Consider the following 22,124-nt stretch of genomic DNA (forward strand, 5'->3'; position numbering starts at 1 on the left):
ACAACGTCTATTCCTGTTGCTTCTTTCATTATAGATTAATTTCCATGGTTGTTTGACGAGCATCGGAATGATTCACCCTCAGTCCAGAGGCTGAAAAAATGTTTCTACCCTGTATCACACCTTATTTGCATTTTCATAATCTATAGTACAGATCAGGGCAAATGCCCAAAGTTTGAAACATTGAGGGGGTATTCTAATGGGGATTGATTTGACTGCTCTTCATTGGATTTATTTAGTTTTCATAGGGTTGATCATCCTATTTATGATTTTCCGAAAGGACACGACCATCGTATGTATTCTCGGGATCTTCAGTATCGCTTTGATTGCTACGGGATCGATCAGTGGGTCGATCAGTAGTATATTTAATAGCTTCATCTTTGCCATCACTGAATTACTTTCAACCATTCTCGTCATTTCCATCATCGTTGCCATGAGTAAAGGACTGACGTCGACAGGGATTAATGATGTGATGATCCGACCGTTCACTAAGTTAATCCGCACCCCTGCCCTTGCGTACTGGACAATAGGTCTTGTGATGATGTTCATTTCGTGGTTTTTCTGGCCGTCCCCCGCAGTGGCCCTATTAGGAGCCGTGTTGGTACCCGTTGCCTTACGGGTCGGATTGCCCGCCCTCGGCATCGCCATGGCCATGAACTTATTCGGTCACGGAATCGCCCTTTCAGGTGACTTTGTCATCCAGGCTGCTCCAAAGCTGACGGCAGACGCTGCAGGTATCCCTGTCTCTGAAGTTATTTCGGCAAGTATTCCCCTCATCATCGTCATGGGAGTGGTCACGACCGTTACTGCATTCATCTTCCTTAAGCGAGATATGAAAAAAGGGATCCTTACGGTCGATTCCAGCTCCCTTGCTGCCATTGATCCTGAGCAGGATCCTTCACATGACCTTTTATCATCCCGTTGGAAAAAGGCGATTGCGATTCTCATCCCTATTTTATTCGCTGCTGATATTACGGCAATGGTTCTATTTGATCTGCAAGGTGGGGATGCAACCGCACTTATAGGGGGAACCTCCATCATCATACTCTTATTGATTTCATTGGCCGCCTATAAAGGAAAAGGATTAGAGAAAACGACCAGTTTCATGATTGACGGGTTTCAGTTCGGGTTTAAGGTATTCGGTCCGGTCATACCAATTGCTGCTTTCTTCTATTTAGGTGACTCAGGGTTTCAAACGATCATTGGGGATTTTCTTCCAGCAACATCACATGGAATCGTCAATGACCTGGGTGCATCCCTTGCTGCCGCCGTTCCGCTTTCCAAGGCGGTGGGTGCAATTACCCTTACGACGGTCGGTGCCATCACTGGACTTGATGGATCAGGCTTCTCGGGGATTTCACTTGCCGGTTCCGTGGCAAATTTATTTGCTGAAAGTATCGGATCCGGCATCGCTACCCTAACGGCCCTTGGTCAGGTGGCAGCTATCTGGGTCGGTGGCGGAACCCTTGTACCATGGGCACTCATTCCGGCAGCAGCCATCTGCGGCGTCGACCCATTCGAACTTGCCAGGCGAAATATGCTCCCAGTCGTCATCGGACTGATCGCAACTACCATCGTAGCGATGTTTTTAATCTAAAGACAGAGGGACGGACCTTCCCCGAAGGTCCGTCCCTCTTATTTTGCAGGGCGCTTCTCATATAGGAAGATAGATAGCACGAAAAACGAGTAACCCAGAAGGAAACCGGCAGCAACATCAGTAGGATAGTGAGCCTGTTCCGCTACACGGCTGAATCCTGCCAACAGGGAAAGGATGACGGCCAAGGTGAAGATCGTAACTTTTATTCCCAGGGTCGATATCTCTTTACTGATGAAATAAGCGATGACCAGCAGAAAAACAATTCCCACCATGGCATGACCGCTGGGAAAGCTGAATCCTTCTTCTCCATGGGAAAATGGTGGTCTTTCACGTTCCATTAAAGCTTTGATGGCTTTATTCAGGACGTTACTTCCCGCAACCAATACCACGACAGTGATGATCCCTGCGTAATCTTTTTTAACCCACCAAAGGAACAGGATCAATGCGATTGTGGCAATTCCGATTACCAGTTCCGTCCCTATCACAGAAAATGATTCTAATACATTCAAGCCGCCCATGTTTGTCAGAAGATAATCCTCTCCGAAAATCTCCATGTCATGATAAACAAAATGTGCAATAGTCATAAAAAGTACAAATGAAATGATTGCTGTAATGGTAAAGATTTTATTCATCGGATCCCTCCTTGAATTTCACTAATCCCTCTTCCCAGTACATATTTAGTGTTATAATATTCGTAATATTCACCAAACATTAGGAGGTTGGGGACTTGCTGAATGAATTATATCAGAAATTAGAAGATTGTTGGATAGAAATGGTTAAAATCAGGAGATTTCTTCATCAACATCCGGAGTTATCCTTCCAAGAAAGAAATACGGCAAAGTATATTGCGGATTACTACAAAAAGATCGGGGTCCCCGTTCAAGAACAAGTCGGCGGCAATGGTGTGGTAGCGAGAGTTGAAGGTGCTCTCCCCGGTAAGACCGTAGCTCTCCGTGCAGACTTTGACGCCCTTCCCATACAGGATGAAAAGGAAGTGGAATATCGTTCCACCGTTCCAGGTGTCATGCACGCCTGTGGTCATGACGGCCATACCGCGTCACTTCTGGTATTAGGGAAAACCCTTCATGAAATGCGCGAAACCCTTTCAGGCACGGTCGTTCTCATACATCAGCACGCTGAAGAATATGCACCGGGAGGAGCTAAGTCCATGATCGAAGCGGGTTGCCTCGAAGATGTGGATGTGATCTTTGGCACCCATTTATGGGCAACCGAACCGCTTGGGAAGGTCCTTCACCGAACAGGTCCGATCATGGCCGCTGCGGACCGGTTTGAAATTGTCATTAAAGGATCCGGTGGGCACGGGGCACAGCCTCACAAGACGAAGGATTCCATCGTGATCGGAGCCCAAGTTGTTGCAGAACTTCAACAAATCGTCAGCAGAAGAGTAAACCCGATTGATCCAGCCGTCTTGACGATCGGCTCCTTTATAGCTGATAATGCGTTCAACGTCATAGCCGATTCAGCTAAATTGATTGGAACGGTACGGACCTTCAATCCAGCAGTCAGGGACTTTATTGAAGAAGAAATCGAACAGATCCTGAAGGGGGCCTGCCTTTCCGGCCGCTGTGATTATGAATATGTATATGAGCGGGGGTATCCAGCCGTTGTCAATCACCCTGAGGAGACAGACCTGTTCATTCAAAGTGCAGATACTGTGGATGAAGTACATACAGTGGAAGAAATCGAAATGCAAATGGGCGGTGAGGATTTTGCCTTTTATTTAGAACATGTAAAAGGCACTTTCTTCTTTACGGGAGCCAAGCCCGACAATGTGGAAACGGCCTACCCACACCACCACCCCAAGTTCGATCTTAACGAAAAAGCGCTTCTCATTGCAGCAAAATCATTGGCAAGTGCAACCATTCACTACCAGGATAAACATTCCGTTTCGGAAGCCGTTCCGAAATAACGCAAAGAAGGATCGGACGCTCGCGTCCCATCCTTCTTTTTTAATAAAAGCGATGATTCTTTTCAATTTTACTGACCACCAACACCCACCAGATCAAGAGGGGCTGAAACAATAGCCTTACCCAAAGCAGCAGTTGATTGGCATCTTCCTGTCCCGGGGCAGGAATTCCTTTAATGGCTGCGTAGATATTTGCAGGAAATACAAGAACTAAATAAATCGCGGTGATGATCCCGGTTTTTTCCCGGGTCTTCGGAATCAACAGCAAGACTGACAGAATAAATTCAATGATTCCTGTAATATAAACAAGCTCTTCCCTTAAAGGAATAAACGCAGGGACCATTTCCGCAAATCCTTGAGCTTCAATGAAATGAAAGACCCCTGCCAGAAAGAAGAAGAAGGAGAATAAAATGAGCCCGACCATCTTCCATGCTTTTTTCCGTTTATTCATCTATTCCACTCCTCACTAAACACAATTTACCCTACCTTTATCACTATACATGAAGTCATTGCTGAAATAAAAAAATGGGTTTGTAATCACAATGACCCCAACAAAAAAAGACCGATCATGACGATCGACCTTCATACGTTACTATTCTAATGCATGAAAGTAGCGAATCCGATAAGCAAATTTTGCCACCTCACCAAGCTGATCCAATAGCTGATAATTCGCATAGGCACCCACAACAGCCCCGACTCCCGGGATGAGCTGGAGCATCTTCACCAAATCGATGTAATCCCGATACTCCTGTTGAAAGGTTTTCCAGTCAAGTTCCTTCAGCTTTTCTTTTTCATCCTCCCAATTCTCAATGATGGAGAGGACCTTCTTCTTATGAGTATCACTTGAGAATGCAAGTTGAAAAACATACAGAAGAAATAGACGTTCCTCATATTGTTTTGGGTCATAACCATGGATCAGGGAGCATTCACTTAAAAATTTCATCTTAATGGACAAAAGCAATGGGAAATCCGCAAGACCAAGGAAGATCCCCCCGGCCCCGGTTCCCGCCCCTTCGATGGTGGCAGCTTTTCGGTAAAATTCCATTCGTTCCTTCATCACGACTTCCCGTTCCTGTAGCTCAGGTCTATAGGGAATTGTCTGAAGGGACACCCATTCGCTGCCGTTCAGAGTGACCTCCACCATTTTCTTGATGCTTTCCGTGACAACTTTATGCGCTTTCTCAGGTATCCACTCATTCACTTTCGTTTGGGCCTGTTTGGAAACCCTCTTAAATATGGACGATTTCCTGGTGTATCTTCGTTTCCACTGTTCAAGCTCTTCTCTCTCATGGTTCACTTTAGAACCACCATCCTTTTTCGTCAGCCTTTACTCATATTATGTTAATCTTCCCTGTTTCATTAAAAAAGCGTTTCTTCCATCTTCTTCAACCTTTGAACCAGGTAGAACTGACTGAAAAAGATGGAGAAGGTTAAGCCTGCAAGCAGCGTGATCAATCCCGGTAGCCACTCTCCCCTTACAAAAAGGGGCAGGGAAAACACAAGCGCCTGAATCATCATCGACTGGCTCATGATTTTCTGAAAAGATGATGTCTTCAATTCCCTTGAAACGGGGTAAATGAGTACCCAGATCTTATAGTCAAAGCGTTTGAATAATGGAATCATCTGAAAAGCTGTCAAATAAAGAAATACCATAGCTGTCAGGATACTGAAGACGAAAGATGAATTGGAATAAATCAGCAACACACCGATCAGGGTCAAGCGTATATACAGACCTGAATATTCACTTGTCCTCACAAGCGAGCGAAGATATAAATAGCGATATGTTGATGCTTGCGAGAAAGGAGCCTTCACAAGCCAGTCCAGCCATTTTCTCCGGTGCACTTTCCCTTTCAGCTTTGGAACATCCGTGAACATATTGGCGATGCGATAAAAGATCAGCATGCGCTGCTCTTCAAGATTGATCAATAAATCCCATTTAAGGTTCTTACCCTTTGTTGCTTGATGGAAATAAAATGCATAGCCGAGCATCAAGGCGGCCACGACGAGTGTCATCCAAAGGTCGGCTCCTGATAAAACAAGGAACAAAAGAGCCGCATTCAATAGAAAACGGGCAAGGTAGTCCGTCAGGTGAGCTTCCCTCTCCTGAAACCTCAACATGAACCAGCGAACATAGAGATTCCATATTTTCATGATCAATATTAAGCCAAGTAACGGAAAGAAGCTTCTGAAACTGTTTCCGGATACAGCTACATACATAGGCATAAGGGCAGCCAGGACAAGCAGTTGAATGTATGATTGAAACATGAAGCTGATCCAAATGCATTTCCTGAAATAACCTGATAAACGTTCTTCTAAAGGTAGAAGAAATACAGCATCCGCTTCACGGAAGAATGTGTAAACAGGACTCCACGCCAATAAGAGACCCAGTACGACTGACATGATGAGAGGGGCCGGGAATGTGGGCTCGAGTGTCTTCACCCACTGGTTATACGTAAATGCCGCGCCCCCCAAAGCGAAAATCAGGACAAATAATAAATGATCGTTGAACATGTACTTCAAATACTTTTGAAGTTCCTGGTTATACTCTACAATCCTCTTTTTCCAGATGCCCTCCACGTTATTCATCATGGGATTCTTCCTTTGTCAGCTGGATATAAATATCATCTAAGGTGGCTTCAGGCATCGTAAACTCCCTGCGAAGCTCTTCTAAAGTCCCCTTTGCCCGGATTTCCCCTTCATGAAGGATGATGAATGAATCGCAATATCTTTCGGCAGTAGCTAATATGTGGGTAGACATCAGGATGCCCGCCCCATTTTGTTTCATCTCCTGCATCCAATCAAGTAACGACTGGATCCCGAGTGGGTCCAATCCGACAAATGGTTCGTCGATGATGTACAGACTGGGCTGGATAAGAAAGGCACACATGATCATCACTTTTTGTTTCATCCCTTTTGAAAAATGGGCAGGAAACCAGCTCATCTTCTTCTCCATGCGAAACGCTTTCAACAATTTATCGATTCTTCCCTTATATTCCGCATCTGATAATCCGTAGGCCATGGCCGTAAGTTTCAGGTGCTCTTCCAGGGTTAGTTCATCATATAAAATCGGTGTTTCCGGTATGTATGAGAATTGCTTGCGATATTGATCGGCATCCTTTTTCAACGTATGGCCATTGATGGATACCTCCCCTTGTTTCGCCTCCATCAAACCGATGATATGCTTGATGGTCGTACTCTTACCTGCCCCATTCAATCCGATTAACCCGACAATTTCATTAGAGTCAATGGAGAATGTTATATCCTTCAAAACCGGCTTCCTTGTATACCCGCCGACAAGATGCTTAATTTCTAATAACGACACGAGCAGCAACGTCCTTTCTCTTCTATATGTATTATTTCTATTTTATCAAAACTTTAAAGCAAAGGCATGTTTTGAATATGGATCTTTTTCCCCCTAGAGGCTGGAATGATGAATAATCAAATTATTAATTAGGATCACTTGTTACACCGCTATTGATTTCCGTGCAAGACTTCGCTTTCCTCGGGGCGGAAGGCAAGCCTCCTCGTCGCTTTCGCTCCTGCGGGGTCTTACCTATTCCGCTTTTCCCGCAGGAGTCTTCGTCTTGCACTCCAATCAATAGCTAGATCCTGCTGTAACTGAATGTGCTTTAGATTGCAAAAAGTCCGTTTCACCGGGCTTTGGTTATTCATACACAGACTTTAGTTTTCGAATGTTCGGTCGTTTGGAAGTATTAGCAGGATGAGTTATTACTGCAACTAAAAGGATAAGAATGGTGTATTCATATCAATCACGCCATTACATTGTTTTAGTTAAACACTTCACTTGGAAAGTTGATTGTAGCGGAAGGTGCTCGACTCCGACGGGAATAGCGGGAAAGTTGAGACCCCGCAGGGCAAAGCCCGAGGAGGCTCAACTCACGCCCCGCGGAAAGCGAGCACCTGCAGCGGAAATCAACCAGCACTCACTTCTCAGGTGGAAATTTTCAAGACAACCGGTTAAATAGCACACTTCCACATTTTAGCATTCATAACCATCCCCAAGAATGCACAATATATTATCAGAAGGGGCCAGCAATAAGAAAAAGGGGATGGTTGTTAAAGACCAGCTAACCGATTTCACTATTGTTTGCGACTTGAAGGATTCGTCGTCTTCTTTAGTGAATGACACACTCACCCAATTCATTTCATCAAAAATTTGATAAATGAGGTGTTTGTTAAAGCACATTTTGACTAAATCAACTTTCTTACTAAGCTTTCTTTAGCCTACAAGATAAGGGGATGGTCAGTTTGCACAGAGTCATTCATGTTTCTAACGATTTACACATATCATCTTTATAGCAAATGAGGTGTTTGTCCAAGACGGCTAACAGTTTCTATTGTCTAAATGCTTAAATAGCAAAAAGATAAGGGGATGGTCGCATTGAACAAAGTTCATTCTACCCAAGAATGGTACACTTTTCGAAGCTACTAACGAATGAGGTGTTTATCAAAGAGAATGAAGCCTGACATATAAACCTTTACAGTATTACCCCTTCTAAGAAGAGAGGCAGGAAAATCGTTCCTGTCTCTTCTTCATTTATTTTCACTTTAATGGTAAAATACTTACACTCTTACTGAAAGGTGGAAATGAGCATGAGCGACTGTATTTTTTGTAAAATCATCGATGGAGAAATCCCGGCAATGAAAGTGTACGAAGATGACCATGTCCTTGCGTTTCTTGATATCAGCCAAGTGACGAAAGGTCATACACTCCTTATTCCGAAAGTACATAAAGAAAACGTCTACGAGCTGACCCCTGATGTGGCAAGCCACCTCTTCTCTGTTGCACCAAAGATCGCAAACAGCATCAAGGCTGAATTTAACCCTGTAGGAATGAACCTTTTAAGCAATGCAGGTGAAGAAGCAGGACAATCCGTCTTCCATTTCCATATGCACTTCATACCGCGCTACGGCAAAGGGGATGGTTTCGGAGCTGTATGGAAAACCCATAACGACGACTACAGCCACGAAGATTTAAAAGAAATCGCCGATTCTATCGCACGTCATCTGTCATAGTCTTGGAAGCCCGGCCCTTTGTGAGTAAAGCGGCCGGGCTTTTTTCAGAAATATTGGTCTTTGACACGGATTCTCTTTATGTTATAATGTACCTATCTTTTCGCTAATGGCAACAGTGCACATTGGGAGAAGCAGAATACAAAGTATAGTTTAGTTGAGGAGAGATGAGAAATGAATACAAAAACACTTGTATCCCTGTCTTTATTAGTGGGGATCGGAGCGGTCCTGCACACAGTGATCCCGGGCATATTCTTAGGAATGAAACCGGACATGATGCTGACGATGATGTTCTTGGGAATCATTCTGTTTCCTGCAAAGAAAAACGTCTTGCTGCTAGGTTTACTTACAGGAGTCATTTCAGGATTGACAACACAATTCCCTGGTGGATTCTTACCAAACCTGATCGATAAACCGGTCACGGCATTCGTCTTTTACGGATTATTCCTGGCAACAAAGAAAATCACTCGTTCACTGTTAGGCGCTTCTGTTCTAACCGCAATCGGTACCCTCGTATCAGGAAGCGTATTCCTGCTTTCTGCATATGTGATCGTAGGACTGCCTGGAGCTTTCTTCGCTCTATTCGCAGCAGTCGTACTTCCGGCAACACTTGTAAACGCCGGCGCGATGTTCGTCGTGTATCCGATCATCAACGGTATCCTAAAACGTTCAACCATTCGAGAAGCTGTCACAACAGAACAGCTATCCTAAACGAAATAATAAAAACACCCTCCATGAGTTGTGATCCGTCACAAAATGGGGGGCTTTTTTTATTAACTGACTGCAAACCAGAGCAGTATCCCTATGAGAAACGTGATCAATCCACCTGAACCCAATATGGTCGCACGCTTTTTTAATATATTTTTAGGAGGATACATTCCAGGTCTTTGAATGCTAATGAAGTTATATACCATACTTAGAAACAAAACAGTACTGAGAGCAAAGAAACCAAAGATTATTCCGTCCATTCTGTTAGAACCTCCCCCTCTTCCCCACCTCTTATCTTATTTTTATGCGTTTGAAGAGAAAGATATGAACCGACTTGTTTCAATCTGTTCTAAAAGGGAAAAGGAGAATACATACTGATTGGAGAAATATAGTATTATAGAAATAGAAGAACGAGGTGAACATAATGAATAAAAAATCTCTTGCATACGGATTATTGATCGGTGGAGTGGTCGGAGGAGTCGCGTCCCTGCTGACATCCCCTTCATCAGGTAAAGAAATCCGTGCACAAATCAAAGACAAGAAAGACGATTGGACAGTGGTCATCGAGGAGATGAAAGGCCACATCGGTGAATTGAAAGAGTCAATCGGCACCCTGTCACAGGAAGGAAAGGAAACGGTCCTTCAACTTTCAAAGGACCTTCAAGCCTCCTTCAAGCAGTGGCAGGCTTCAACCGAGCCGAACAACCAGCGCCTTCAGGAAGAAATCCAATCCATCCAACGTACCATCGAAGAGCTGGAAAAATCGATCAACTCAGCCAACACAACCAATCAATAACCCTATCCCCGTTTTGCCTTACACCCATTTGTGGGTTATGGCTTACGGGGATTCTATTTTATATAAAATAAAATTTAATTCCACCCCGATTTCTTTCAGAATAGTGATTTCCAATATAAATCCCGTCATTACAGGGTTCAAACCCTCTTATCTTTCTAATTTGAGGCCGGTAAACCAACCAGAAATTATATACTTCGAAAAATTTTGTCAATTTAGCCTTTATTAATTATTACTTTATTGGCATAATAAAATATAAGCGCTTTCTTTTTTGATGATCGTTGTTTTAGTGAATCCTTTGGAACTGCTTACAACGCTACCATTTCAAGAACAGCTAATAGTAAAAAAGATTTTCTAGCAAAGTGGGTGAATGAGATGAAGGAAAGAGAATTTACTTTGAAAGAGGCAATGCTCTTCAGTCAAAGGATGGCTCAGCTTAGTAAAGCTTTGTGGAAGGCCATAGAAAAGGACTGGCAGCAATGGATCAAGCCATACGACTTAAATATCAATGAACATCATATTCTCTGGATTGCGTATCATTTAAAGGGTGCATCCATTTCGGATGTTGCCAAATTCGGTGTTATGCATGTTTCAACGGCATTTAACTTTTCGAAGAAATTAGAGGAACGTGAACTTCTTGAATTTTCTAAACGGGAGAATGATAAGCGGAATACGTATATTCAACTGACGGCCAAGGGGGAGAATATCCTTCTCGATCTAATGAAGAACTATCAGCCGGAAAGTCATTCTATCTTCCAGGGAGTGGCTCCATTAAGGGAATTATATGGGAAGTTTCCTGAAATGATCGAAATGATGACCGTCGTCCGCAATATTTATGGAAATGATTTTATGGAAATATTCGAAAAGTCATTTCACAATATTGAAAATGATTTTTCTGATGATAACGGTAAGCTCGGTGAACTATTTGAAGATGAGGAAGAACTTGCCTGATCTACAAGCTCTTCTGTAATTGTTTCATCAAAGCTGGATAAATATCCTGAACCAGGCAACTTTCCACGACTTCATGCACCTTCAGCTTTGCATGAAGCTCATCTTCAAATTCTCTAAAAAGCGGAGTATTGTATACGAATCCTTCCGCTTTTTGTTTTTCAAGTTTCATGCTCAATCTATCACAAGTTTGAAAGAACTCCTTTACTTCCCTCTCTGACAACCCATTTCGAATGATCTGACGATAAAAGGGAAATCCATTTTTGGGGCACATCTCAGCCATCAACCTCTGATGGTATTCAAGTTTTTCTATTCGCTTCATTAGTTCGTGCATCTTTATCACCCGCTATTTATCTCATACTCTTATTGTACAAAACTATAACATACATGTCGCCCCAAACTTCCTCCAAAAAATAAGAAAAATCCTTCTAAAATGTATTGATTTTTTCCGGCAATCGTAATAAAGTATGTAAAGCACTTAATTAACCACTATTCGTCTAATGGAGGCGATTTTTTTTATGCATTGCTGGAAAACAATCAATCTGGAAAAACAATTTGGATTTTACCGAGTCTTTTTACTTTCATCCATCATAATGATGATGGTATTCTCATTAATATACGTACCAATCAACTTACTATTTCCGAGTGCTTTTTACGATAAGCATTTCCTGGGATTCTTCGTGGGACTGATCAGTATCTATCCATTGCATAAATTTTTTCACATTGTGCCCATCTTGCCTTTCGTGAGAAAAATAAAATGCAAATGCAACAGAAAAATGTATTTTTTACCGATACTTTCTTTGCGGGTGGATCAGCCAATTTCAAAATACCGTTATTTGGTCGCCCTTGTGGCCCCATTCTTTGTACTAAACAGTATTTTATTATACGGGTGCTTCCATTTCCCACATTATTCGCATTACTTTACCATGCTCCTTGCATTTCATTCAGGGATTTGTGCCATTGATTTCATTTATGCGAAACAGTTGATGGATTCACCAAAGAATGCTTTAATCGAAGAAAATGAAGATGGATACGAAATATTGATTTATCAGTAAGGATGATGGATGGCCATTGAAGCATACACTCGATGGATGAAATCATCCTTCTCATATTTTCGGGATGATTCACTGCTTTCATTTACCTTTTCTTCATACCGGAAGGGCCTCATATACGAAAAAAGCTTCATTTACATGAATATGGCAACACTCTTGCTACCAATTAGGGAAATAATTTGGTAATGTATAGTCTATAGGAGATAACGGGGAGGGGTTTGGATGATCTCCATGTTTTTAGTATTTGCTGTCTTCATCTTATTTTATATAAATAAAATGACCAACGCATTATGTTTACAAAAAGAAATACCTGAAGAACGCCAACCTAAGGTATTTAGGACCATCAATATCCTAATCACCATACTGCTGGTTTCTTCTTACATAGAGATACTATTTACATAGAACATGAAATGTGAAAAAAGCAGATCCGGAAAACCGGATCTGCTTTTTTATCTATTTATATTAGCAAACGTATGCTGCACCAATGATGATTAACAAAATGAATAAAACTACGATTAACGCGAAACCTCCGCCGTACCCGCCGCAAGCACCTGACATATGCGCTTCCTCCTTTCATGTATGAAAAGCATAAACATATGAATATGAAGCAAAAGGGGCCAGCCTTTCTTAAGGTATTGCCCCCTCTTACAGTCTTTATCCGGTGAACCTAAACCCTGAGGCTAAATTATAGCCATGCTGCACCTACAATGATTAACAGGATGAACAGTACTACGATTAACGCGAAACCTCCGCCGTATGCGTGACCCATAACTTTCCACCTCCTTTGAAGCGCTACTTTATCTTATTCAAGTTAGCTGCCATTTGTTTTAGGCTAATGTCATAAATTTATTTTTTTTAGTAAATATATGCGGCACCAACGATGATTAATAAGATGAACAGCACTACGATTAACGCGAATCCGGAATTGTATCCACAGCTCATATTTATTACCTCCTTTTCTCTCTTCGCTCTTATCATATGAAAGTACCTAGGAAATGGGTGTGTAAAATGCCCATTTTTCTGAAGATTAGTTTGGAAAATATTTTTTAAAATGGAAGAAGTGTGTTATAGTATGTTTTGTAGATTTTGACAAGCCATCAAACGAAATTATTGTAGGAGTTGGTCACCATGAAAAAATGGATCATTTCAGTATCACTGGCTGCGGGAGTCGTAGGACTTGCAGGGTGCAGCGGTGACGGTGCTGAAGGAAACAGTGACGTTGTTGCAACAACGAAAGCCGGGGATGTAACAAAAGATGAACTTTACAAATCAATGAAACAAAAATTCACTCCACAAATGGAACAGGCCCTTCAGGAACTGGTATATACGAAAGTCCTTGAGGACAAGTATGATGTGTCAAAAGAGGAAGTGGATGAAAAGCTGAACGAAGCGAAAGATCAATTAGGACCTCAATTCGATATGTTCTTACAACAATATAATCTGGACGAAAAGTCGTTCAAACAATACTTGAAGCTTCAATTGCTTCAAGAAAAAGCTGCCATTTCCGATGTAAAAGTAACGGATAAAGAAGTCAAAGAATACTACGAGAAATGGAAGCCTGAAATTAAAGTCCGCCATATCCTTGTAGAAGATGAAAAAACAGCTAAAGAAGTAAAACAAAAATTGGCTGATGGAGCGAAATTCGAAGATCTTGCCAAGGAGTACTCCACAGATCCCGGTTCTGCTGAAAACGGCGGAAGCTTAGGATGGGTAGACTACGCTGGTCGTCAAAACTTTGTCCCAGAATTCTCAAAGGCACTGGATACTCTTGAAAAGGGCAAAGTAAGTGAGCCGATCAAGACAGAATATGGTTATCACATCATCGAAGTGACTGATAAAAAAGAAAAGAAATCCTTTGACGAAATGAAAAAGAAGATCGAAAAAGAATTGAAGCTTTCCAAAGTGGATCCTCAGAAAATCCAGGAAGCGATGAAAGCTGAAATCGAAAAAGCTGATCTGAACATCAAAGATAAAGATCTAAAAAAATCATTCGATCAAGTACTGAATCCTCCTGCAGCACCTGAAGGCGGAGAAACACCAGCACCTGAAGGCGAAGCTCCGGCAACAGAAAAACAGGAATAATCGAAAAGGACTGACGGCTATCGTAAGCCGTCAGTCCTTTTTTATGATTTGATCAAGACGTCAATTGACGCTTCTTTTCTTTTTCCTCTTCCATTCGATGAATATATACTTCTCCTTCTTTCTCAATCCATTCATCTTCCAGCGTCTTTTCTTCCTTCGCCGATTTGATCGTCATAAAGGCACTCCCGAAAATTCCTGCTACAACCAGGTACATCCAAATAGGCAGGGTCATTTGCTTCATCTCCTTATAGGTTTGTCCTCTTTTATTTACACTATATGAGGGCCGGGAAGAAAACATGACAGCATGATAGAAAAAAAGAATCCGGTCCATGGACCGGATTCTTTTTATTATTTATGAAAGGTTGGTTTATAGAATGAACGGTTGTCGAGTGCAAATACTCTCTCCGTATACTCTCCCGGCTTCACCCGTTCGAGTGCCCGATCAAGCATATTCATCTTTGCATCGACATTGTCGATGTAGTGAAGGATCTCAGCTTCCCGGATGAGTGGCGGCTTAGGACTTCCCCACTCGGCTTTCCCGTGATGGCTCAACACGAGATGTTGAAGAATCATGACCTCTTCGCCTTCGATTCCCAGTTCATCCGCTGCTTTCCCGATTTCATTCACCATGATCGAAATGTGTCCGATCAAATTCCCTTCAATCGTGTACGTTGTCGAAGTAGGACCCGACAGCTCGATGACTTTCCCTAAATCGTGAAGGATCACCCCGGCATAGAGAAGATCCGAATCCAGGGAAGGATACAGTCCGGCAATGGCTTTCGAAAGATCCAGCATCGAGACCACATGATAGGCAAGGCCCGATACGAATTCATGGTGATTCTTTGTAGCTGCCGGATATTCAAGGAAAGGCTTTTGATATTTCTTGATCAGGTGCCTTGTGATGCGCTGGATGTTCGGGTTTCTCATTTCAAAGATATACTGTGTAATCTTGCTCGTCATCTCATCTATGCTCACCGGCGCCGTTTCCAGGAAGTCTGAAATGGCGTAGCCATCCGCCGGGGAAGCTGGCCTGATCTGTTTGATCTTCAGCTGATTCTTCCCTCGGTAACTGTGTATGTCCCCGACGACCCTGACAATCGTTTCAGGCTGGTAAGCCTTCTCATCCTGGTCAGATGCATCCCAGAGCTTCGCTTCCATATCTCCGCTCTTATCCTGCAGGATCAGCGTGAGAAACGGCTTTCCTGTATTTGTGGTACCCTTGGTCATTTGCTTGATTAATAAAGGCAGGTCGATCGTCTCACCTACGCTGAAATGTGTAATACCTGACATCTGTTCTCCTCCGTTCAACTATAAAAGTAGTTTCAGTATATCATATTTTTGCACTCAGGAAGTCCGGATCGACTCCTCCCTCTTTAACACAATCATCTCTTCATCGGTGAACGATTGTCTGATATGGGGGTGGCAGGTAAAGAATAACACTTGATGGTCCCTTGCCACTTTCCTTAGGAGTGAGAGAAATGCTTTTGTCCTTGCCAGGTCAAAGTTGACTACCCCATCATCAATCAAAACAGGCAATGGATATTTATCACCCATCGACTGAATGAGTGCAAAGCGAATCGAAATAAAAAGCTGCTCTTTCGTCCCTTGACTGAGTTCGATTGCATGAAAGGTGGTCCCATCCATCCTCTCCACTTTGATCATTTCATCATCCAGTAAGAAAATGCGCTTATAATGCTCTTCTGTCAGTTCCCTGAAGTTTTCTTCTGCAAGCTCTATGACTTTCGGCATTTTGGTTTTCTGATATAGCTCCATCGTTTTACTTAACGAGACACCTGCCAATGTGAATGTAGACCATTCGAAGGCAAGCTCCCCCAGCTCGGCTTTTTTGCTTTGGAATTCTTGAAGGAGGGCCGAATGGCTCTTCCCTTCTTCTAACGTTTTGATTTCATACGAAAGGGAGGCAAGTTCTTTTTGCAGAGAGGACAGCTCTTTTGACAACTCATCGATGGATTGTATGACCCGGGTCGATTCCCTCCTGCTTTCTTCCAACGAATTAAACTCAAGGAACGTATCAAGGGTTTTTTGGGTCAATCTCGTTTTCATCCCCTTATATTGAGACCAAAGTTCACTTCGTTCCTGAACCTTCATAGCCTTCTCCCGGAAATCCATTTCCCCGGTGCAGCCAGCTGCATGGATTAGGCCATGTATATCATGGCGGATTTTTTCAATTTCTATGGAGTGTTTTTTGATATCCAAAGATAAAGGCTCTAATTCTGCAGCAATATTTTCGACTACCAGCCGGCGTTTCTCCAGATCCTGCAGCATCCCTTTCAATTGAAGCAGCGCTTCGTCCACCGTCGTGAACAAGAGGTCATGAAGGTGGAACCAATCCCTGCATTCTTCAGTGAATTCTTTCACTTTCTTTTCTGCATAAGCCTCTTCATCGGATAAATGAGTAAATGTTTCATATAAATAGACTAATTCTTTCATCTTGGCAAATGCATCTCGCAGCCACTTCCAATGAAAATCGGCAGGTAAGTATAATTCCCCTTTCAGGCGTTCTATCCTTCCCTCTCCCCCGACGATCGCTTTCTCAAGCTCTTCCTTTCTCTCGTGAAGCTTCTGTATCTTCAGCTCCTGTTCTTCTAACGATAGGACCCGCTGCTTCCACTCGTTGCGAAATTCCATTTGTTCCATAAGGCTTTGTTCTGCTGTATCCAGATTCCCGGTTTTCTCCGGTTGAATTTCTTTCGCTCTTGCCTTGAGCTTTTGTAGGGTGTCGGTTTCATTCCTGACATTCATCCTCGATTGAAAGATGGTTCCACCGATAACCATCAGAAACAGCAAGCTCATACCTGCCATGATCCAATTGCCGGAGAACACCCCCCATAAACCGAATCCCATTGCAATCAGGAATGCTCCACCACTGATCAGCATCTGATACGAATATGAAGCTTTTTTTCGGGTATAGTTTTCCTCTGCCTCCTTCACTTGCAGATTCACCCATTCCATCTGCTCCCTAGTGGAATGCTTGCCGGTTAGAACCTTGACCTTTCGTTGTAATTCTTGATATTCATCCTCTTCCATTAATCGTTGTTCTAAGTTTTCGCATTTTCTTTCAATGGATTGAAGTTCTTCCATTTCCTCTTCTTGAAGCTTTTCCAGGCTTTCCCGTTCGTGAAGGAGTTTGGTCTGATGGTCCAAAGCCTGCTGGATGTTTTCAGACATCATCAGGCTCGTATTCAATGACGGGATATTTTCCATTTCAATCTGCAGCCCTAATTCCCTGATTATGTCGCTGATTTTACTTTGAACCATTTTTAATTCTCTGCTTCGCTCCCCGCTCTCTTCTTTCCATTTCAAGTAAGAGGATTGCCGGGATAATAGTTCCTCTATAAACGGAATATCTTCTCTTAATGTAAGATCCAGATCTTTTGATTCCAACTTTTCCTGTAAATTCTTTTGTTTGCTCTTCACGGTCTCAAGATAGGCTGACGTTTGTCTTTCTTCGATTTTCAGTTCGTTCATTCGTTCTAATCCGTTTGAAGGGAATTCGAGGTTTTTCAGCTGGGAGAGGCGCTTTTTCACATCATTGAATTGAACAAGGGTATCCCAATTTTCATTTACGGAAACAAGATTTTCTCTCTTATCAGAAAGAAGCTCCTTTTCCTTCTCCAAGGCTGATATTTCCGACTCCAGGGATTTTCGTCTCGCTATGAGCGGCAGGTACTGATCGTTTTTCTCTTTCCCTTCCTTCACTTGTTTTTCAAGGTCCTTTAGTTGGGAAAGCACTACATTAATCTTTGGTTTTCTACCTGATTTCTTAAACAGCAGTTCCCTTTCTTTCTGCCAATCTTGCGAAAGCTTCAATAGAAGGTCCGTCCCTGTAGATCCCGCTGTGAATAAATACCGGTTCAGTTCCTCTTTTTTGAGTCGCTGGATGTTTTGAAGGCCGTCCAGGTTGAATGAGAAGATGTTTTGATAGGTGGACCGGTCCATTTTGCCCAACAATTGTTGGAGGGTTTCTTCTCCCTCCACCCTTCCATCTTCAAATTGGACGGTTACGTCTCCCGCAGCCTTCCCTCTGACCCGCTCGATGCTCACAATCCCCTGATCTTCCATCTGACAAAGGATTTTCCCACCATACTCGGTCGATGATTTCGGAACGTACCTCAACAAAGATTGCTGTTTTGTCGGAAAACCGAACAGGATGCTATGAATGAATGACATGATCGTCGATTTACCCGCTTCGTTTTCCCCATAGAATAATTGAAGGTCTCTAAGCGTATAATGCTTGTTGTCAAGCTTCCCATATCCGTATACATGAAGTTCCATCAGCTTCAATTTCTTTCACCCCCACTTTTCAGTAAGTGCTTTGTTTCTTCTATTAGATCGTTCTTCTCTTCGTCCTCCAAAGGTGCAAGAAATTTGTAGATCGACGGATGTTCATACAGCTCTGCCAGAACTTCTTTCCACTCATCCCCTTCCAAGCTTTCAAGGGTTGAAATCATATCCTGAAGAAAGGGATCCCGTTCCTTTAACACTGTGGTACCGGGAGACCGGCGTATGGAGTGAACCCATTTCAATTGCCCATGACTTTCTAAATCGGATTGCAGCGCCTCCAGGAGATCGCCATTTTCAACCTTCCTCATCAAATCTTCAGGGAGCGAATCTTCATCGGTTAGGACGATTTCAATCAAGCTATCTTCAATTAAGGTTTCCATCGCCTGTTGGATGCGCTGAAACACCTCACCAAACCGGACTATACCATGCAGGGATACATTGCATGTTTCCCATAGCAAGTCATGGGTGGAAATGAACGTCAGCTCTGTCTGATGCTCACCAAGTAAGACCTCATAGCATCCCTTTGCACCGGTCTCCTTTCGATGCCTGCCCTGGATATTTCCGGGATAGACGATGAATGGCTCTTCATGCAAAATCCGGCGTTGATGAATATGCCCGAGTGCCCAGTAATGATATTTCTTTTCCAATAATTCATTTAGCGTAAAAGGGGCATATGTTTCATGAGAAGAATTCATGCTCCCTTCACTTCCATGCAGGATCCCGATCGTATAACGCCCTGCGGCTCCTTTAGGATATTCCCCGATCCTTCTTTCCCGGATATGCCTTGTTCCATAGCTGAACCCCACAATATCAACTAGGGTACCATTCCTAGTGGTAAGCTGTTTCACTTCGGTTTTCTCGTGAAAAATATGTATGTTATCCGGCATATCCAGTTCTACTCGACGGCTGCTGAGATGATCATGATTTCCGTGGACGACGTATACAGGGATATCATGTGAATGAAGGATTTGAAATTGTTTCACCAGTTTGGCCTGGGCCCGGATGCTTCGGTCTTCTTCGTCAAACAAATCCCCACTGAGAATCATAAAATCGACTTCTCTTGCAATCGCTTCTTTCACCACTTTTTCAAAAGAAGCAAAAGTACTATTATGTATTCGTTCAAATACTTCTGTCGGTAAATGCTTCAGTCCTGTAAACGGACTGTCCAAATGTAAGTCTGCTACATGAAAAAACCGTATGTTCTCCATGAAGTCCCCTCCTTCAACACTACGAATATACGTTCTGCTATTCATTCATTATATCCTAAAACCGTGGAAGATTTCAGTATGTAATCACAATTTATCACATTCATACATAAAAAGGCTGCCACTTCAAAGGTGACAGCCTTCCTCTTATTTCTTTGATGTTAAATCGATGGCTTTCTTAATATCTTTATATGAATTGGACTTACCGTATAATAGCACTCCTCCACGATAGACACGTGCACCGAATACTCCCAGCAAAGCGATGGAAACAATCAGGACGAGTATCCCGATGACCGGCTCATACACCGGCAGGTTCAGCATCCCGACACGAAGGAACATGACCATCGGTGTGAAGAAGGGGATGTACGACGTAACCGTGATAAAGCCCGATTCCGGACTTCCGAGACCAAACATGGAAATGAAGAACCCGATCATGATCAGGAAGGTCATCGGCATGATCATTTGCTGTACATCTTCAATTCTACTCACAAGTGATCCTAGTAGAGCTGCAAGGGTTGCATACAGGAAATATCCAAGCAGAAAGAAGATGATAGCATAAATGATGACACTAAGTGATAGGGATTCAAATCCGAATCCTTCAAAGAATCCACCTACCAGTTCATCCTTCTTACGGATCAGGGTAAAATAACCTACACCAAGGATAACGGCTAATTGAGTCAAACCAACGAGACCGATCCCAATGATTTTGGCAAACATTTGTTTTACCGGTGACACACTTGATATGAGGATTTCCATGACCCGTGAGCTTTTCTCTGTGGCGACCTCCATCGCCGTCATATTGGCATAGGCAATCACCGAGAAATAGATAAAGAATAATAAGACATAGACAATGCCTCTTGCCTGACTCAGCTCTTCTTCGGATTTGGCCCCTTCAAGCAGTGCTTCCTTCTTGAAATCAACGGGGGCACTTAGCGAGGATAGCTCTTCTCCGGACAGCTCCAACTTACCTGCAGCAAGGGAGGATTTCACATTTTGCAGGGCTGCCTGCAATTCCCCTGCCACGGCAGACTCCGATAACGAGTTTGATTTATACAGAGCCTGTGGCAGCCCATCACTGCTTTCACTTAAGACCAATAAACCTTTATATTCTTCCGACTCTATTTTTTCCTCGATTTCCTTAGTTGATTCCGAGGCAGGCTTTAATTGAATCTCACTATTCATCGTCTCCAGCTGCTCCAGGAGTGGTTCATATAATTTGCCCGTTTCATCCTGAACCGCTACCCTGCTTCCTTCATCATCTGTGAAACTCGAAATGACGCTGTCGAAATTGGCCAGCAGGACAAGTGCTGCGGCAATGATGATGGTGGATATGATAAAGGACTTGGCTTTCAGTTTTGACATATAGGAATGACCGAGGATCAAGAAGAAATTATTCATAAGAGGTTCCCACCTTTTCTATAAAAATATCATTCAGTGAAGGTTCCTCAAGCTCGAATTTACGAAGGAACCCCTTTTGGACGACATCATGAAATACTCCTTGGGCGGCAGCCTCGGATTCCACCTGAAGCAGGACTCCTTCCGTCGTTTCTTTGAGCTTTGTCACTCCCTGCATGTCCTTAAGGTAGGTAAGATCAAAATCTGCATGTATCACGACATTCTTCTTTCCAAATGAACGTTTGATTTCCTTCAGTCCGCCATGTACCACGGGACGCCCTTTATGCATGATGCACAAGCTTTCACAGAGCTCCTCCACATGCTCCATCCGATGACTTGAAAACACGATAGTCGTTCCGTTCTTCTTGATTTCCCTGACGGCGTCCTTCAACAGCTCCACGTTCACTGGGTCAAGACCGCTGAATGGTTCATCGAGGATCAATAGTTTCGGCTTATGAATGACCGATGCGATGAATTGAATTTTTTGCTGATTCCCTTTGGAGAGTTCCTCCACTTTTTTATTGAGGTATTGAGGAACATTGAATCGCTCCAGCCAATAATCCAATTCTTTCAGGATCGTCTTCTTTTCCATTCCACGGAGGCGTGCCAAATAGACGATTTGATCACTCACCTTCATTTTCGGATAAAGTCCTCTTTCTTCCGGGAGATACCCGATTTCCGGACTTGTGGAATAATCAATCCCCTTGCCGTCCCACGTAATCCTTCCTTCTGTTGCATCCAACAATCCCAACACCATTCGGAAGGTTGTCGTCTTTCCGGCTCCATTCGCCCCGAGGAACCCGAACATTTCACTTGGTGGAATTTCAAGTGACAGCTCATCTACCGCTGTGAAGTCCCCAAACCTTTTGGTGACCTGTTGTAATTTCAAACTCATCCTTTGTTTTCCCTCCTGTTGCCCAATAATGAAATCCGGCATTCTTATCTCTCTAGTACTCTACGATTCTATTCATAAAAGGTTTCATTTTCCATTATTTTTTCGTTATCAAACTATTTTGACTTCCCAAAAAAATGATAATATGAAAAAATAAAGAAGAACATATTTTAAGTACAAAGGGGTATT

At 43.0% G+C, this 22,124-nt stretch carries 26 protein-coding genes; 9 read left to right on the forward strand and 17 right to left on the reverse strand.

The window, feature by feature from the left end; all coding sequences use genetic code 11:
- Positions 1-196 precede the first annotated feature (196 nt).
- Positions 197-1,594, forward strand: a complete 1,398-nt coding sequence (locus V8G47_RS03135; protein ID WP_336198842.1) for a hypothetical protein — start codon at positions 197-199, stop codon at positions 1,592-1,594.
- Positions 1,595-1,632: 38 nt separating this feature from the next.
- Here V8G47_RS03135 and V8G47_RS03140 read toward each other — a convergent pair whose 3' ends face one another.
- Complete coding sequence (locus V8G47_RS03140; protein ID WP_336198843.1) at positions 1,633-2,226, reverse strand: phosphatase PAP2 family protein; 594 nt, start codon at positions 2,224-2,226, stop codon at positions 1,633-1,635.
- Positions 2,227-2,321: 95 nt separating this feature from the next.
- Between V8G47_RS03140 and V8G47_RS03145 the strand changes: the two genes are divergently transcribed.
- Positions 2,322-3,524 carry a M20 family metallopeptidase gene (locus V8G47_RS03145; RefSeq protein ID WP_336198844.1) on the forward strand — a complete coding sequence of 401 codons (1,203 nt, stop codon included), beginning with the start codon at positions 2,322-2,324 and terminating at the stop codon, positions 3,522-3,524.
- 40 nt (positions 3,525-3,564) lie between these two features.
- On the opposite strand, the gene V8G47_RS03150 is transcribed toward V8G47_RS03145, so the two are convergent.
- From V8G47_RS03150 to V8G47_RS03165, 4 genes are all read right to left on the reverse strand, one after another.
- Entirely contained in the window at positions 3,565-3,972 is a 408-nt protein-coding gene (locus V8G47_RS03150) for a DoxX family protein (RefSeq protein ID WP_336198845.1), read from the reverse strand.
- 141 nt (positions 3,973-4,113) lie between these two features.
- Positions 4,114-4,818 (reverse strand): EcsC family protein, encoded by a 705-nt coding sequence (locus V8G47_RS03155; RefSeq protein WP_336198846.1) that lies wholly within the window; start codon positions 4,816-4,818, stop codon positions 4,114-4,116.
- Positions 4,819-4,880: 62 nt separating this feature from the next.
- Complete coding sequence (locus V8G47_RS03160; RefSeq protein WP_336198847.1) at positions 4,881-6,107, reverse strand: ABC transporter permease; 1,227 nt, start codon at positions 6,105-6,107, stop codon at positions 4,881-4,883.
- Positions 6,100-6,843: an ABC transporter ATP-binding protein gene (locus V8G47_RS03165; protein WP_336198848.1), complete on the reverse strand. Its 744-nt coding sequence runs from the start codon at positions 6,841-6,843 to the stop codon at positions 6,100-6,102. Before V8G47_RS03165 ends, V8G47_RS03160 begins: the two co-directional genes overlap by 8 nt.
- 1,292 nt (positions 6,844-8,135) lie before the next feature.
- Between V8G47_RS03165 and V8G47_RS03170 the strand changes: the two genes are divergently transcribed.
- Complete coding sequence (locus V8G47_RS03170; RefSeq protein WP_336198849.1) at positions 8,136-8,558, forward strand: HIT family protein; 423 nt, start codon at positions 8,136-8,138, stop codon at positions 8,556-8,558.
- A 171-nt stretch (positions 8,559-8,729) separates the two neighbouring features.
- Positions 8,730-9,266, forward strand: coding sequence for a tryptophan transporter (locus V8G47_RS03175; protein ID WP_034763310.1), 537 nt, complete (start codon positions 8,730-8,732; stop codon positions 9,264-9,266).
- 62 nt (positions 9,267-9,328) lie between these two features.
- Here the strand turns inward: V8G47_RS03175 and V8G47_RS03180 are convergent, their stop codons facing one another.
- A complete protein-coding gene (locus V8G47_RS03180; RefSeq protein ID WP_034763309.1) occupies positions 9,329-9,523 on the reverse strand; it encodes a hypothetical protein in 195 nt (64 codons plus the stop codon).
- A 164-nt stretch (positions 9,524-9,687) separates the two neighbouring features.
- Between V8G47_RS03180 and V8G47_RS03185 the strand changes: the two genes are divergently transcribed.
- Positions 9,688-10,059, forward strand: a complete 372-nt coding sequence (locus tag V8G47_RS03185; RefSeq protein ID WP_261751489.1) for a YtxH domain-containing protein — start codon at positions 9,688-9,690, stop codon at positions 10,057-10,059.
- A gap of 372 nt (positions 10,060-10,431) precedes the next feature.
- Positions 10,432-11,007 carry an HTH-type transcriptional regulator Hpr gene (locus V8G47_RS03190; RefSeq protein ID WP_098441139.1) on the forward strand — a complete coding sequence of 192 codons (576 nt, stop codon included), beginning with the start codon at positions 10,432-10,434 and terminating at the stop codon, positions 11,005-11,007.
- A 1-nt stretch (position 11,008) separates the two neighbouring features.
- Here the strand turns inward: V8G47_RS03190 and V8G47_RS03195 are convergent, their stop codons facing one another.
- Positions 11,009-11,338, reverse strand: a complete 330-nt coding sequence (locus V8G47_RS03195; protein WP_336198850.1) for a DUF1878 family protein — start codon at positions 11,336-11,338, stop codon at positions 11,009-11,011.
- A gap of 265 nt (positions 11,339-11,603) precedes the next feature.
- Between V8G47_RS03195 and V8G47_RS03200 the strand changes: the two genes are divergently transcribed.
- Positions 11,604-12,059, forward strand: a complete 456-nt coding sequence (locus V8G47_RS03200; protein ID WP_336198966.1) for a DUF3267 domain-containing protein — start codon at positions 11,604-11,606, stop codon at positions 12,057-12,059.
- Here the strand turns inward: V8G47_RS03200 and V8G47_RS03205 are convergent.
- On the reverse strand, positions 12,053-12,190 hold the full coding sequence (locus V8G47_RS03205; RefSeq protein WP_336198851.1) for a hypothetical protein: 138 nt from the start codon (positions 12,188-12,190) through the stop codon (positions 12,053-12,055). The two genes, V8G47_RS03200 and V8G47_RS03205, sit on opposite strands and share 7 nt — an antisense overlap.
- 88 nt (positions 12,191-12,278) lie before the next feature.
- Here V8G47_RS03205 and V8G47_RS03210 point away from each other — a divergent pair, with 88 nt between their 5' ends.
- Positions 12,279-12,458: a hypothetical protein gene (locus V8G47_RS03210; protein WP_034763303.1), complete on the forward strand. Its 180-nt coding sequence runs from the start codon at positions 12,279-12,281 to the stop codon at positions 12,456-12,458.
- A gap of 60 nt (positions 12,459-12,518) precedes the next feature.
- Here the strand turns inward: V8G47_RS03210 and V8G47_RS03215 are convergent, their stop codons facing one another.
- The 3 genes from V8G47_RS03215 to V8G47_RS03225 all read right to left on the reverse strand — a co-directional run bounded on the left by V8G47_RS03215 (position 12,519) and on the right by V8G47_RS03225 (position 12,998).
- Positions 12,519-12,614: a YjcZ family sporulation protein gene (locus V8G47_RS03215; RefSeq protein WP_079534381.1), complete on the reverse strand. Its 96-nt coding sequence runs from the start codon at positions 12,612-12,614 to the stop codon at positions 12,519-12,521.
- Between the two features lie 127 nt (positions 12,615-12,741).
- Positions 12,742-12,825: a YjcZ family sporulation protein gene (locus tag V8G47_RS03220; RefSeq protein ID WP_060670486.1), complete on the reverse strand. Its 84-nt coding sequence runs from the start codon at positions 12,823-12,825 to the stop codon at positions 12,742-12,744.
- Between the two features lie 86 nt (positions 12,826-12,911).
- Complete coding sequence (locus tag V8G47_RS03225; RefSeq protein ID WP_034763301.1) at positions 12,912-12,998, reverse strand: YjcZ family sporulation protein; 87 nt, start codon at positions 12,996-12,998, stop codon at positions 12,912-12,914.
- Between the two features lie 186 nt (positions 12,999-13,184).
- Here V8G47_RS03225 and V8G47_RS03230 point away from each other — a divergent pair, with 186 nt between their 5' ends.
- Positions 13,185-14,138 carry a peptidylprolyl isomerase gene (locus V8G47_RS03230; protein ID WP_336198852.1) on the forward strand — a complete coding sequence of 318 codons (954 nt, stop codon included), beginning with the start codon at positions 13,185-13,187 and terminating at the stop codon, positions 14,136-14,138.
- A gap of 52 nt (positions 14,139-14,190) precedes the next feature.
- Here V8G47_RS03230 and V8G47_RS03235 read toward each other — a convergent pair whose 3' ends face one another.
- The 6 genes from V8G47_RS03235 to V8G47_RS03260 form a co-directional block, all read right to left on the reverse strand.
- Positions 14,191-14,370, reverse strand: a complete 180-nt coding sequence (locus tag V8G47_RS03235; RefSeq protein ID WP_034763298.1) for a sporulation YhaL family protein — start codon at positions 14,368-14,370, stop codon at positions 14,191-14,193.
- Positions 14,371-14,486: 116 nt separating this feature from the next.
- Positions 14,487-15,428 carry a 3'-5' exoribonuclease YhaM gene (gene yhaM, locus V8G47_RS03240; RefSeq protein ID WP_336198853.1) on the reverse strand — a complete coding sequence of 314 codons (942 nt, stop codon included), beginning with the start codon at positions 15,426-15,428 and terminating at the stop codon, positions 14,487-14,489.
- Between the two features lie 54 nt (positions 15,429-15,482).
- Complete coding sequence (locus V8G47_RS03245; protein ID WP_336198967.1) at positions 15,483-18,434, reverse strand: ATP-binding protein; 2,952 nt, start codon at positions 18,432-18,434, stop codon at positions 15,483-15,485.
- Positions 18,435-18,439: 5 nt separating this feature from the next.
- Positions 18,440-19,651, reverse strand: coding sequence for a metallophosphoesterase family protein (locus V8G47_RS03250; RefSeq protein WP_336198854.1), 1,212 nt, complete (start codon positions 19,649-19,651; stop codon positions 18,440-18,442).
- Positions 19,652-19,795: 144 nt separating this feature from the next.
- Positions 19,796-21,046: an ABC transporter permease gene (locus tag V8G47_RS03255; protein ID WP_336198855.1), complete on the reverse strand. Its 1,251-nt coding sequence runs from the start codon at positions 21,044-21,046 to the stop codon at positions 19,796-19,798.
- The gene (locus V8G47_RS03260; RefSeq protein WP_079534389.1) at positions 21,039-21,938 is read right to left on the reverse strand and encodes an ABC transporter ATP-binding protein; all 900 of its coding nucleotides are present in this window, start codon (positions 21,936-21,938) and stop codon (positions 21,039-21,041) included. The genes V8G47_RS03255 and V8G47_RS03260 overlap by 8 nt, the downstream gene beginning before the upstream one ends.
- Between the last annotated feature and the right edge of the window lie 186 nt (positions 21,939-22,124).

This window comes from Rossellomorea sp. LJF3, from assembly GCF_037046045.1.
In the GTDB taxonomy this organism is placed as follows: domain Bacteria; phylum Bacillota; class Bacilli; order Bacillales; family Bacillaceae_B; genus Rossellomorea.

Bases quoted from the DNA above. Each gene is read 5' to 3' on its own strand.
- V8G47_RS03220 (WP_060670486.1), bottom strand. From the start codon at position 12,825: ATGGGTCACGCATACGGCGGAGGTTTCGCGTTAATCGTAGTACTGTTC.
- V8G47_RS03205 (WP_336198851.1), bottom strand. From the start codon at position 12,190: ATGAAGCTTTTTTCGTATATGAGGCCCTTCCGGTATGAAGAAAAGGTA.
- V8G47_RS03195 (WP_336198850.1), bottom strand. From the start codon at position 11,338: ATGCACGAACTAATGAAGCGAATAGAAAAACTTGAATACCATCAGAGG.
- V8G47_RS03230 (WP_336198852.1), top strand. From the start codon at position 13,185: ATGAAAAAATGGATCATTTCAGTATCACTGGCTGCGGGAGTCGTAGGA.
- yhaM (WP_336198853.1), bottom strand. From the start codon at position 15,428: ATGTCAGGTATTACACATTTCAGCGTAGGTGAGACGATCGACCTGCCT.
- V8G47_RS03210 (WP_034763303.1), top strand. From the start codon at position 12,279: ATGATCTCCATGTTTTTAGTATTTGCTGTCTTCATCTTATTTTATATA.
- V8G47_RS03245 (WP_336198967.1), bottom strand. From the start codon at position 18,434: ATGGAACTTCATGTATACGGATATGGGAAGCTTGACAACAAGCATTAT.
- V8G47_RS03185 (WP_261751489.1), top strand. From the start codon at position 9,688: ATGAATAAAAAATCTCTTGCATACGGATTATTGATCGGTGGAGTGGTC.
- V8G47_RS03225 (WP_034763301.1), bottom strand. From the start codon at position 12,998: ATGAGCTGTGGATACAATTCCGGATTCGCGTTAATCGTAGTGCTGTTC.
- V8G47_RS03250 (WP_336198854.1), bottom strand. From the start codon at position 19,651: ATGGAGAACATACGGTTTTTTCATGTAGCAGACTTACATTTGGACAGT.
- V8G47_RS03200 (WP_336198966.1), top strand. From the start codon at position 11,604: ATGGTATTCTCATTAATATACGTACCAATCAACTTACTATTTCCGAGT.
- V8G47_RS03255 (WP_336198855.1), bottom strand. From the start codon at position 21,046: ATGAATAATTTCTTCTTGATCCTCGGTCATTCCTATATGTCAAAACTG.
- V8G47_RS03260 (WP_079534389.1), bottom strand. From the start codon at position 21,938: ATGAGTTTGAAATTACAACAGGTCACCAAAAGGTTTGGGGACTTCACA.
- V8G47_RS03180 (WP_034763309.1), bottom strand. From the start codon at position 9,523: ATGGACGGAATAATCTTTGGTTTCTTTGCTCTCAGTACTGTTTTGTTT.
- V8G47_RS03150 (WP_336198845.1), bottom strand. From the start codon at position 3,972: ATGAATAAACGGAAAAAAGCATGGAAGATGGTCGGGCTCATTTTATTC.
- V8G47_RS03235 (WP_034763298.1), bottom strand. From the start codon at position 14,370: ATGACCCTGCCTATTTGGATGTACCTGGTTGTAGCAGGAATTTTCGGG.
- V8G47_RS03170 (WP_336198849.1), top strand. From the start codon at position 8,136: ATGAGCGACTGTATTTTTTGTAAAATCATCGATGGAGAAATCCCGGCA.
- V8G47_RS03140 (WP_336198843.1), bottom strand. From the start codon at position 2,226: ATGAATAAAATCTTTACCATTACAGCAATCATTTCATTTGTACTTTTT.
- V8G47_RS03215 (WP_079534381.1), bottom strand. From the start codon at position 12,614: ATGTCAGGTGCTTGCGGCGGGTACGGCGGAGGTTTCGCGTTAATCGTA.
- V8G47_RS03135 (WP_336198842.1), top strand. From the start codon at position 197: ATGGGGATTGATTTGACTGCTCTTCATTGGATTTATTTAGTTTTCATA.
- V8G47_RS03175 (WP_034763310.1), top strand. From the start codon at position 8,730: ATGAATACAAAAACACTTGTATCCCTGTCTTTATTAGTGGGGATCGGA.
- V8G47_RS03190 (WP_098441139.1), top strand. From the start codon at position 10,432: ATGAAGGAAAGAGAATTTACTTTGAAAGAGGCAATGCTCTTCAGTCAA.
- V8G47_RS03160 (WP_336198847.1), bottom strand. From the start codon at position 6,107: ATGAATAACGTGGAGGGCATCTGGAAAAAGAGGATTGTAGAGTATAAC.